Origin of the sequence: Bacillus sp. JJ1122 (genome assembly GCF_036964885.1) — a bacterium.
Classification (GTDB): domain Bacteria; phylum Bacillota; class Bacilli; order Bacillales; family Cytobacillaceae; genus Mesobacillus.
Window position 1 is genome coordinate 21,532 of sequence record NZ_JBALQL010000004.1, and the last position, 12,225, is coordinate 33,756.

Genomic DNA, 12,225 nt, shown 5'->3' on the forward strand with positions numbered 1-12,225 from the left:
AAATCGTTTTTATTCCGATATACACTATAGCCACAACCAAGGAGATGGATAGATTGAGTTTAGAATCACTTACAGCAAAGATTAACAAAAACGTAGAAGAAATGGAACTTGCTACCGCGAGGGTTTATATTGAAGAAAACATTTCAATCTTAAATGAGTATAAAAATATGTTAAATAAAAATGCAAGGGAGTTATTGGATTTCATCTTGCAAATGCAGGCTCATGATGGACAGCCGTTGACAAGGAAGGATATGGCTATCCTTAATGCAATTAATACATACGCAAATAAGTTCGACGTTAGAGGAATAAAAATGATTGTAAAGGATCATCCCAACTTACTGCTTAGAAAAGATACACCAGCTTATCTTAATGCAGATGCAAAAATTATCTTAGAAGGCATGAAAGCAATCTAAGAAAGTCAATAAACCGTTAAAAGCCCATCTCGTTTGAGGAGGGCTATTTCTATTTAACAAAACGAGCTAATAGTTTGTGAAAATTCTCAATTAAAATTCAAAAAATCTTTATATCTTCTGAATATGAAAGTTTTTTCGCTCTTACGAAATGTTACCCCTTTGTCTACAAATGCTGGAACCTGCTTTTCTGCTTAGAAATATTGAGTACATTCCGGTTTAAGTTGTAATTATTCAGTAAAGGACACGCCATAAATAAAAGGTAGTGTATGATTCCCAGTTATTCAATGGAACAGAAACTTCTACGGTTTTATCTTTCGTTGGCTTTTGGTTCATGCTGATACAATTGGCCGAAATATGAATGGATGATATTCAACAACACCGGGTTTAGTGATCCAAGAAGGATTAACCACCCTTTTTGTTGAAATCCTTATTAAGCAAACGGGGCAGCATTACAGAATATAGTGTAAGGATTTTTTGAGGATTAGTAGAATATTTCATTTAGGATTAGCAATCCATAAGAAATGGCCTAACCTGAAATGTCCTATAATATAGTTTATATAGATATCCCTCATAAACAAAGGAGAACTGAAAATGAGAAAACTCGTTTTATTTCTGCACGCATCGCTTGACGGTTTTGTAGAAGGGCCGAACGGTGAAATGGACATTGGCTGGGTTTCCTACGATGCTGATTTGGAGAAACACGCTAAAGAAATTCTTAGTACTGCCGACACCGTCATTTGGGGCCGTGGGACTTATCAGATGATGCACAGTTACTGGCCATCAGTGCCTTCGAACCCATCAGCTTCGCAGCATGAAAGGAATCACGCAGAGTGGATCGAAAAGACAGCCAAAATCGTTTTTTCCACGACGCTGGAGAAAGTCGAATGGAACAATTCCAGACTGGTGAAAGAGAATGTCGAGGAAGAGATCAAGAACCTCAAACAGCAGCCAGGCAAGGATATGGTCATCCTCGGCAGTCCTAGGTTCGCACACTACCTTATGCAGCTTGATTTAATAGATGAGTTTAAAATTACGGTTTCTCCCGTCCTGATTGGCAGCGGGTTGCCGTTATTCCAAGGTCTAAAGGAGAAAATCAATCTTAAACATATCGAAAACAAGACATTTGATTCTGGAGCCATTGGTCTCATTTACCAGAAGATAAAATGACCCTTTCACTCAAAGTAGATTACTCTAACGGGAACGATAGCTCAATAAACCGCCTTTTATCAAGGCGGTTTTCTTATCGTCAAAAAACAACATTTTTATATAGATTAGTCGAATTTATGGGTTCTATTTCATTTTCAAATTTCGGTTAAGCTACTAGTTTATCCAGAAGGGATTTACGTTAGAACCTTATTAAACAGAAGGATTCGATGTTTCAGGGAGGACTTCAGCCCCTTCTTGAATTCAGTATTGGACAAACGGAAGTTATGGAAGTGTGGTACTTGTTACCATGGACTATAGTTCGAAATATACTTTATGTTTTAGGCTCTTCTTGCTATACTAATACTACACCTGTAAAAGTTGGGGGTTTATCATGAAGGAAATTCCACAAATATCAGAAGCAGAATATGAAGTGATGAAGGTTATATGGAAATATGAGCCCATTTCTACTCCTAAGGTAGTGGAGAAATTTTCGAATAAGAGCGATTGGAAGCCAAATACCATTCACACGATGCTGGCACGCCTCGTTAAGAAAAAGGCTTTGCATGCAACAAAAGATGGCCGAGTGTTTATATATACATCACTGGTTGAAAAACACCAATATGTTGAGCAAAAAAGTAAATCCTTCCTGCAACAGTTTTTTGGCGGTACTTTAAATTCAATGATACTAAATTTTATTGAAAATGATCAATTATCAAAAGAGGAAATATCCGAATTAAAGGATATATTGTCTATGAGGGATAAGAAAGAAGGGGAAAAATAATGGATACCCTGCTACTGCGGCTTTTAGTAAGTGCAATCGTGGTATCACTCCTTATTTTCATTATTTTATTAATCAAAAAGCTATTAAACAATCATATGACTGTGAAAGCACATTATCATATCTGGTTTTTTCTATGCATTCCAATCCTTGCTGCTTTTTTACCTTGGAATTATTTTCGTTTTGAAGCAGGAATTCGCTATTTAAAAAGCTTTCTTTTTCTTCACAGAGAAGCGCCATTGAGCATTGAAAGAATTAATGAAGTGGATGCCTCTCCGGCGCCAAACAGCAATATAATACATGATTTCACGTTATCGGTAAACAAGGAGGCGCCCGAATTTGTCTACCAGACAATTTTTACAGTCTGGGTGATTGGAGTGGTTCTTTTCATTGGGGCTGCTGTATATTCAAAATATCAAATCAATCAAATCAAAAAGTCGGCTGTGGCTGTTCATAACCAAAAGCTAAATAAACTATTAGAAGAATGTAAAGAGATAGTTGGGGTGAAAAGAAACATAAAGTTGCGGGAGACCGCTCTAATTTCCTCACCAATCACGTTCGGGATTTTTCAAGCCTTTATTTTTTTACCAAGCAAAACGACAGAAACTTTTTCGTTAAATGAATTAAAACACGTGTTTTTGCACGAACTGTACCATCAAAAAAGCAAAGATCTATTCGTGAATTATGTCATGTGGCTATTCCATATTATATATTGGTTTAACCCAGTAATCTGGTATGCTTTAAAAAGGATTCGAATGGATCGGGAATTGGCCTGTGATGCATCCGTTTTAAACCTCTTGGATGAGAGCGGATATATTGAATATGGGTATACCATCATTCGCTTTGCAGATAAAAAACATAATCGGCCCCTTGATCAGTTTGCTCCAGGGATAGGCGGGACAAAAAAAGAAATCAAACAAAGAATCCAGTGCATTGCAAGCTACTCTGGAGATTCTCTTTTATTGAAATGGAAAAGTAAGGCCATCAGTGCTGTTATAGGAATGATTGTGCTATTTCTTGCTCCAATCACCACCGTGATTGCCAGCACGGATGATGTGTATCATTTTACCGGTAAGAATGTAGTCAATGAAGATCTAAGCTCTTATTTTAAGGGTTATAAGGGCAGCTTTGTTTTATATAATCCCTCTAAAAACCAATATCAAATATATAATAGGGAGTTAAGTGAACAAAGGATTTCTCCTAATAGTACCTATAAAATATATTCTGCCTTATTTGCAATCGAATCCAATGTGATCTCTCAAAATAACAATTCTAAGGTTTGGGATGGAAAAATTTATCCCTTCCCGGAATGGAATCAAAATCAAAACTTAGCGACTGCCTTAAGTCATTCCGTAAATTGGTATTTCCAGAAAACCGATCGAGAGGTAGGGAGAAAGCAGCTGCAAAATTATTTTCATAAGATAAAATACGGGAATGAGGATCTTTCAGGGGATTTGGATCGTTACTGGATGGAATCTTCACTAAAAATATCTCCCATTGAACAAGCACAGTTATTATATCAATTTGAAGAAAATCAATGGGGTTTTAATGTAGAAAATATCAATGCAGTAAAAAAGGCTATTTTAATAGATGCTCAAAAGAATGGGAAGTTGTATGGCAAGACGGGAACCGGCAGGATTAATGGAAAAGATGTAAATGGCTGGTTTATTGGATTTGTCGAAAAAGGTGATGAGCGTTATTATTTTGCCGTCAATATTCAAAATAAAAATGGGCAGGCTCAAGGAAGTAAGGCAGCGGAGATTGCCAGGCAGATCCTGCATGATGAAAAGATCTATTAATCATTAACCCCAGAAAGGATTACCTTCCTTTTTGGGATTTTTTAATACTTAATACTACAATTGTGGTATTTGAAGTTGTTCACAAACTTTCCAGTTAGAAAGGGCTAGTTTGTTTTTAAGCAGAAAAGTTATGCAGGAAGAGTTAATGAGTGCAATCTAAAATCAAATCTAAAGCGGGTCCAACAAGGCTTTCGGCTGGTTACCCATGCTTCCAAAGGAACTGCGAAAGGATATTACAAAGGCGATCACTACAATTCCGCAGGTGAAACTGGGACCTCGGAACCCTATAAAAATGGGGTGAAGACTTGGAATCTTTCTTTTGCTAATTATGCTCAGCCGCACAGTGCAGCTAATATCATCAGCCAGCCGTTTTTAGGGTATATTTTGACCTTAATGGAATATCACGGCAAACTCCAAAAGGAGATTGACAGCTATTTATTACGAGTGTAGTATTTGATGTGTAATATAAATACTACATATGTAGTATATGCATTGCACAAGTAATCAATTTTGGAGAAAGGAGGAAAATCTACTCCTTCATTTAGGAGCAGCATCAGGTTATGAAAAAGAGATATTAAACATAGTCAATATAATTGCAAACGGAAAGAATTTTCCATGCAAACATAGTTAAATTGAATTCGAACCGTAATACACGATTTTTAGAATCAGCTGGTTAACAGCCGATTGGTGTTGATAAAAATATAGAAAGAGGTTAGTATCTCGATGAAAAAACATAATATTTTCAGAATGCATCATTTAATAGTTGCCCTGCTTGTGCTAGTGGTTGCCATTGTACCCCTCGCAGGGTGGTCGATGACCACCGATAATCTTTCCGAAAAGCATGGAAAGGCAGTGGAGAAAACACCAACACCACAACTACACCGTAAGTTTGCTGAACTCGAGAACAAATATGATGCCCGGCTTGGAGTCTACGCCATCGATACAGGTACAAATCGGAAAGTCTCTTATCGACCTCAAGAGCGGTTCGCATACGCATCTACTTACAAAGCTCTAGCAGCAGGTGCATTGCTGCATCAATACTCAATTGATCAACTTGACGAGTTAGTCACATACGATAGCGAAGATATCGTTTCGTACTCACCTGTTACACAACTTCACATTGATACCGGGATGACTCTTCGGGAAGTTGCTGAGGCTGCTGTGCGATATAGCGACAACACCGCTGGGAACCTTTTATTAGAGAAACTGGGAGGACCTAAAGGATTTGAATCAGCATTAAGGAAGATTGGCGATAATATTACCCAAGTTGATCGCTACGAGACGGAATTGAACTCAGCTGTTCCTGGAGATGCACGTGACACAAGCACAGCAAAAGCACTTGCTACCAGCCTCCAGGCTTTCGCAGCCAGCGATTTGCTCCCAACAGAAAAACGTACTATCCTGACAGATTGGATGCGGGGTAACGCCACCGGGGATGCATTAATTCGTGCTGGTGCACCAACTGGCTGGGAAGTTGCTGACAAGAGCGGGGCAGGAAGCTACGGAACGCGGAATGACATTGCAGTTGTTTGGCCGCCGAATAGAGCTCCCATCGTTATTGCAGTTCTATCCAGCCGCGAAACACAGAATGCGACCTATGACAATGCGCTTATCGCTGAAGCTGCCAAAGTCGCACTTAACTCTTTGAAGTGAACGGATATATAAATTTACCTATCACAATTCTCAATTACATCATTGCCTAGGCTTAACAGTCATCCTGTGCAATGAATAGTAAGCTTAGCATGTAAAGACTTATATTTTTTCTATAGGGAAAAATCAACCATCTAGGTCTCCCGAATGGGAGGCCATTTATTTATACAGCATTAACAAGACTCTTTAATGGAGGACCAAATGTATAGTAAAGGAGAGCTATAGAATGAATAGTAGAGTCGAAAGAAAAAAGGGGAAAATCAATCCTTATTACCTCTTAATATTCCTCATTTTAGCTGGGATTGGGGGATTTAGTTTATTCCAAATCATGGACAAAAAAGGTCACAATGAAGTTCAGGAAGTAGCTAATACTTTTATTCAACTATTAGAAGGCAAAGAATATGAAAAATTAGGGGATGTACTTGAAAAACAATCCTACACTTCTTTGGATTATACTTTGGAAGAAGTCATAGATAAATATGATCGTATATTTAACGGAATCAATATTACAAATATACATGCTTCCAAAATTGAATTAGAGAAAGTCAAAAACCACGGGTATGAGTTATCTTATAAATTAAGCTTTACAACTCCTTTAGGGACAGTAGAGAATTTGAACTATCATACAAAAATAGAAAAAACAGAGGATCATTATAGGGTGAAGTGGGGTCCGCACTTGATATTTCCTGGAATGGAAGGAAAAGATAAAGTGGTTTTTAACTCTATAGAAGCAGAACGTGGAGAGATCAAAGATCATATAGGGAACGGATTGGCGGTAAACGAAGAGTTTAAATGGGCAGGGGTAGTACCGAAAGAATTAAATCAAGGCAATGACAAAGACGATACACTACAAAGGATTAGCCAACAGTTCGGTATGCCCATAGAGGAAATTCACCAAAAACTAAATCAAAGCTGGGTAAAGGAGGACCTATTTGTTCCCTTAAAAATTATTGAAGGAGATAAAGCAGAAGTCATACCTGGAGTGGCCTATCAAAATACAAAACTTCGTTATTACCCGCTTAAGGAAGCTGCCGCTCATTTAATTGGTTACATTGGAAAAGTGACAAAGGAAGATTTGGATAGACATCCAACTTTAGCAGAAGGAGAGATGATTGGAAGAGCTGGATTAGAAAAGGCCTTTAATCAACAATTGCGCGGGAAAGATGGAGGAGAAATCCTGATTGTAGATGAACAGGGGAATAAAAAGCAAGAAATTCTAAAGGTAGAAAAGTTGGACGGTAAAGATATTCAGTTGACCATTGATTCTTATATCCAATTGGAGGCCTTTACACATCTAAACGGAAAAGCTGGTTCTACTGTCGTTATGGACCCTAAAGAGGGAGGGCTTTATGCCGTTGTAAGTTCTCCTTCCTATGATCCGAATAAAATGGTTCAAGGTATATCTCAGCAGGAATATAATCAGTATGCAAAGGATGATAAAAAGCCCTTTATTTCAAGATTTGCGGTTGGGTATGCGCCGGGCTCTACCTTTAAAACGATTACCGCTAGCATTGGTCTTGATGCCAAAGTGACCTATCCAGAAAAGCTTCGAAACATAAAGGAGTTAAGCTGGAAAAAGGATGGAACCTGGGGAGGTTATTCCGTCACCCGAGTATCCGATGTACAAAATGTGGATATGAGAAAAGCGTTAATTTATTCCGATAATATTTATTTTGCACAAGAGGTCCTGGAAATAGGAGAAAAAGTGTTTAGAAATGGTTTGAATAAGTTTATTTTTGGGGAGGAATTAGACCTGCCAATCGCCATGAACCCAGCTCAAATCTCTAAGCAAAATACATTTGATTCGGAAATCCTGTTGGCAGATACTGCATACGGACAAGGAGAATTATTGATTACACCCATTCAACAGGCCGTCATGTATTCGGTTTTTCAAAACGAAGGGAACTTGGTTTATCCGAGATTGCTAGATGATAAAAGTGAACCAAAAACCAAATCAGCAATCACCAGTTCAACGGCAATTGAAATGAAAAACAGTTTAACAGCGGTAGTAAGTGACCCAAAAGGAACGGCCCACCTTCTATACAACCCAAAATATAAGCTGGCCGCCAAGACCGGAACTGCCGAGCTTAAAATGAAACAAGGTGAAAAGGGAAATGAAAATAGTTTTTTACTTGCTTTTGAAGCAGAACAGAATTCTTTTCTTCTTCTTTCACTCGTCGAACATTATACACCAGGCAGTTCAGCCACTCAGATGAACCGATCATTTATAGAGGAGCTAAATTCATATTTACAAATGAGATGATTGGTATATGCACTTATCATGCGGGAACTCTTACAATAGTAAAAAGTACTCTTAAAGCTTTTAGTAATGGACCTTCTTGCTAAAAAAATACTACAGATGTAAAAGTAAGAGGGTCATAATGAGAGAGATTCCACAATTATCAGAATCAGAATATGAAGTGATGAATGTTGTATGGATATGAGCCCATCTCGACTCCTGAGGTAATGGAGAAATTATCGAATAAGAGTGATTGGAAGCCAAATACCATTCACACTATGCTAGCGCTTGATTAAAAATGGGCTTTACACGCAAGAAAAGATGGCCGAGGTGGCACAAAAAAAATTACACAAAGAATCCAGTGTATTGCAGGCTTCTCCAGCGATTCTCTACTATTGAAATGGAAAAGCAAGGTTATTTGCACTATTTTTGGAATGCCGTGCCATTGCTTGCTCCAATCACTACCTTTATTGCGAGTTCAGATGATGTGTATCAATTTAGCGCAAAAATGTGGTCTATGAAGATCTAAGCCCTTTTTTTAAGGGATACAAGTAAAGATTGGTTTATATAATTCCTCTAATAAACAATATCAAATTTATAATCGAGAGATGAGTGAACAGAGGATTTCTCCTAATAGCAACTTTTAAATATATTCTGCCTTATTTGCATTGGGAACTAATTTAATTTCCATGTATAACAATGAACAGGTTTGGGATGGACAAATTGATCCCTATTCAGAATGGAATCAAAATTTAGCGACTGTCTTGAGCCGTTCCGTTAATTGGTATTTCAAAAATAACGATCGGGGTAGGGAGAAAGCAGCTGCAAGATTATTTTCACAAAATAAAATACGGGAATGCGGATCTTTCAGGGAATTTGGATAGTTAATGGATAGAATCTTCCTTAAAAATATCACCAATTGATCAAGTCCAAATTAGAAGAAAAAAGGCAGCCGAAATTGCCAAGCAGATCCTGCATCATAAAAAGATTTATAATAATCAACTCCAGAAAGGAATACCTTACCTTTTTAGGACTTTTTTTGACAATAATACTACAAATGTAGTATTTAATTCTTTCCAGAACGAAAGGGCTGATACTTTTTGAAGCAGAAAAGGCAGAAAGAAAATATAGTGAAAAACCTAATCCGATTGAGACTGAATGGTCTCTTTTTCATGGTCTTTGTTCTGTTTTCTGTCCTGATTCTCCGCCTTGGCTTTATCCAAATTATTAAAGGGGAGGCCTATTCGGCTCAAGCAAAGGAGACAGATGTGACAGCAGTCAGCTATTCAGTTCCGCGTGGAAGAATATATGATACGAATAATAAGTTAGTAGTCTACAATATTCCGGAAAAGGCAATTGTCTATACACCGCCGAAATATCCCCAGCCGGGCGAATTGCTTGAACTGGCCAAAAAGTTAACTACCATTCTGGTCATGACTGATAGAGAGATCAATAAAGTAACCGATCGGGATTTGAAAGATATATGGCTGTTGGCACATAACAATGGGACGGATTTAATCACAAAGAAGGAGGAGAAATTATACAAACAGGAAAAGCTGAATGACAAGGATTTATACCAATTAAAATTGAACCGCATTACAGAAAGCGATCTCCAGGCAATGGACAAAAACCTTGCAGCCATCTACCGGAAACTTTCTTCCGCCATCGCTTTAACTCCAACTTTGATCAAAAATGAAAATGTAACAGAGGAAGAAAATGCGAAGGTCAGTGAAAATCTGGAAAAGTTGCCGGGTGTGGATGTCTCGACCGATTGGAAGAGGGGCCGTACCTATGGGGAAACTTTTTGGAATATGCTTGGGGAAGTAACGAGTGCAGATGAAGGCCTTCCGGCTGATAAGGTAGATTACTATACGTCTAAAGGATACGAAATGAATGATCGCGTCGGGAAAAGCTATATCGAAGAACTTTATGATGGAGTGTTGCAAGGCCAAAAGGAAAAAGTGGAAACGGTGACAGATACAAATGGAAATGTGGTGAGTACAGAGACTGTATCAGAAGGGAAGAGCGGCAAGGATATTGTTCTGACCATTGATATTGAGTTCCAAGCTCAAGTGGAAAAAATTATCCAGGAAGAGTTAATCAGTGCAATACAAAAGCCGCATACGGATACGCTTGACACTGCATTTGTTGTGGCGATGGAACCGAAAACTGGCCGCATACTTGCAATGTCAGGAAATGTGTTTGACAGGCAGTCCAGTGAGTTTACTGATTTTACACCGGGAACCTTCACTTATGCATTTGAACAGGGGTCCGTTGTAAAAGGGGCCACCGTATTAACCGGCTACCAAACGGGTATCAGGGATTTTGGGGAAATCGAGCTGGATGAAGTCATGCGATTTAAAGGTTCGCCGGAAACCTTTTCCTCATACATAGTCATGAACAGAATTAATGATTTAGAGGCATTAGAGCGTTCATCAAACGTTTATATGTGGAAAACCGCGATAGAAATTATGGGCGGCAAGTATCTCCCCAATGGCACATTGAATATCAATCCGCAAAAAATTGAAACCATCCGCTATTATTTCAACCAATTTGGTTTGGGCATTCCGACTAAAATTGGTTTTAATAATGAAACGGCAGGAATTAAAGGAACCAATACAAGCACCTACTTTCAAATTGCCATCGGACAACTAGATACCTATACACCCATGCAAGTTGCCCAGTATATTACAACGATTGCCAATGGAGGATACCGGATGAAGCCCCAATTGGTGAAGGAGATTCGTGAACCCAATATGAATGGCGATGAACCGGGCAACCTCATCGATGAAATCGAACCAATGGTGCTGAATCAGGTGGATATGAGTGAGGAGATGCTAAAGCGGGTTCAGCAAGGTTTTTGGCTGGTTACCCATGGTTCCAAAGGAACCGCGAGAGGATATTTTAAAGGCGAACCCTACAATGCCGCAGGTAAAACCGGGACCTCTGAATCCTATAAAAATGGGGTGAAGACGTGGAATCTTTCTTTTGCTGGTTATGCTCCATTCAATAATCCTGAGATAGCTATTGCCGTAATTGTACCCAATGCTTACCGAGATGGTTATGCTCAGCCGCACAGTGCAGCTAATATCATTAGTCAGCGGGTTTTTCGGGCATATTTTGACCTTAAAGAAAAGGACAACTAATGAGTTGACCCCAAAGGTTAGATTTCACTCTAACTTTTGGGGTGCAGTACAAATGTTGAAGTGATAAAAAACTTAAGAGAACAAGGTTATATGGTTGAGAAAGAATACATTTCAGCAATTCTAAAAAGCAGAGGGAAGGATGAGCTACATAAGATTATTAGAACGGGATATATGATGAGAACAAAACCGTCAAGGCATCATTCATCTTATAAAAGTGGTATATAAATCTTTTTAAAAAAGTGGTTCTATGCCAGTTCTATTAGAAAGTTCACTAATATTAGAATCATCTGTTGAAGACATTAATGCGTCATCTTCATGCAACACAGCTTATGATTAGCGGGGTTAATCCAAAAGTGGTTCAGGAGAGGTTGGGACATTCTAGGGTAGCGATAACACTAGATCTCTACTCTCACGTTAATGAGGATCTTCAAGTAGAAGCAGCAATACGATTGAGAATGATTTCTTTGATAATGGAGATCGGGTATCTGGGTAACGGTCTTCTTGTTGTTTAAACACTTTAGCATACTAAAGGTGTACACATTGTGCACACATTAGGAACTCACTGAAATACTTAAGTTTGAATAAATAGGAAAAACCCTTGCTGCGCAAGGGTTTCCGGTTAATGGAGAATAGGGGGCTCGAACCCCTGACCTCAACGCTGCCAGAGTAGAACTTGGAGTTTCCTTTAGTTACTAAAAGTGCTCGATATAACCCTGGTATCACTTTCATTTAAATAAGTATGGCTCTAAATTACCTAGTGTTTCCTATGATTTTTTGTAGTATATGACCAGAAATATGACCAAAATGATTCCTGTATTTATTTTGAGTGTGATAGAACGCCAAGCAAGGAATGTGGAAAAACCGAGCGATAATAGTAGTTGGAGGAGAATTAAAAAATGATAAAGCACAATTGGATTGAATTAGAACAATCATATATTAGTGCAGGGCACCATAGTAAAGTCTCCCTTAAAACAATAAGTGAGTCCTTTGGTGTTCCTTATCAATCCGTTAGAAGAAGAGCAGCTGCAAAGAAATGGCATATTCAGCGTTTACA

General features: G+C 38.5%; 8 protein-coding genes. All 8 read left to right on the forward strand.

Going from position 1 to position 12,225, the window contains the following annotated elements; translation table 11 throughout:
- Positions 1-53 precede the first annotated feature (53 nt).
- The 8 genes from V7201_RS03310 to V7201_RS03345 all read left to right on the forward strand — a co-directional run bounded on the left by V7201_RS03310 (position 54) and on the right by V7201_RS03345 (position 11,683).
- Positions 54-413 (forward strand): hypothetical protein, encoded by a 360-nt coding sequence (locus V7201_RS03310; protein ID WP_335375363.1) that lies wholly within the window; start codon positions 54-56, stop codon positions 411-413.
- A gap of 591 nt (positions 414-1,004) precedes the next feature.
- A complete protein-coding gene (locus V7201_RS03315) occupies positions 1,005-1,580 on the forward strand; it encodes a dihydrofolate reductase family protein (RefSeq protein WP_335375364.1) in 576 nt (191 codons plus the stop codon).
- A gap of 370 nt (positions 1,581-1,950) precedes the next feature.
- Complete coding sequence (locus tag V7201_RS03320) at positions 1,951-2,340, forward strand: BlaI/MecI/CopY family transcriptional regulator (RefSeq protein ID WP_335375365.1); 390 nt, start codon at positions 1,951-1,953, stop codon at positions 2,338-2,340.
- Complete coding sequence (locus V7201_RS03325) at positions 2,340-4,136, forward strand: BlaR1 family beta-lactam sensor/signal transducer (RefSeq protein WP_335375366.1); 1,797 nt, start codon at positions 2,340-2,342, stop codon at positions 4,134-4,136. Before V7201_RS03320 ends, V7201_RS03325 begins: the two co-directional genes overlap by 1 nt.
- A 747-nt stretch (positions 4,137-4,883) precedes the next feature.
- A complete protein-coding gene (gene bla, locus V7201_RS03330; RefSeq protein ID WP_438825012.1) occupies positions 4,884-5,789 on the forward strand; it encodes a class A beta-lactamase in 906 nt (301 codons plus the stop codon).
- A gap of 223 nt (positions 5,790-6,012) precedes the next feature.
- Positions 6,013-8,049: a penicillin-binding protein PBP4(5) gene (gene pbp4 / locus V7201_RS03335; protein ID WP_335375368.1), complete on the forward strand. Its 2,037-nt coding sequence runs from the start codon at positions 6,013-6,015 to the stop codon at positions 8,047-8,049.
- A 1,106-nt stretch (positions 8,050-9,155) separates the two neighbouring features.
- Positions 9,156-11,171, forward strand: a complete 2,016-nt coding sequence (locus V7201_RS03340; RefSeq protein ID WP_335375369.1) for a peptidoglycan D,D-transpeptidase FtsI family protein — start codon at positions 9,156-9,158, stop codon at positions 11,169-11,171.
- Positions 11,172-11,473: 302 nt separating this feature from the next.
- Positions 11,474-11,683: a tyrosine-type recombinase/integrase gene (locus tag V7201_RS03345; protein WP_335375370.1), complete on the forward strand. Its 210-nt coding sequence runs from the start codon at positions 11,474-11,476 to the stop codon at positions 11,681-11,683.
- The last annotated feature ends 542 nt before the right edge of the window (positions 11,684-12,225 follow it).

Excerpts from the sequence above, each read along its gene's own strand:
- V7201_RS03325 (WP_335375366.1), top strand. The coding sequence starts at position 2,340 with ATGGATACCCTGCTACTGCGGCTTTTAGTAAGTGCAATCGTGGTATCA.
- pbp4 (WP_335375368.1), top strand. The coding sequence starts at position 6,013 with ATGAATAGTAGAGTCGAAAGAAAAAAGGGGAAAATCAATCCTTATTAC.
- bla (WP_438825012.1), top strand. The coding sequence starts at position 4,884 with ATGCATCATTTAATAGTTGCCCTGCTTGTGCTAGTGGTTGCCATTGTA.
- V7201_RS03320 (WP_335375365.1), top strand. The coding sequence starts at position 1,951 with ATGAAGGAAATTCCACAAATATCAGAAGCAGAATATGAAGTGATGAAG.
- V7201_RS03345 (WP_335375370.1), top strand. The coding sequence starts at position 11,474 with ATGCGTCATCTTCATGCAACACAGCTTATGATTAGCGGGGTTAATCCA.
- V7201_RS03315 (WP_335375364.1), top strand. The coding sequence starts at position 1,005 with ATGAGAAAACTCGTTTTATTTCTGCACGCATCGCTTGACGGTTTTGTA.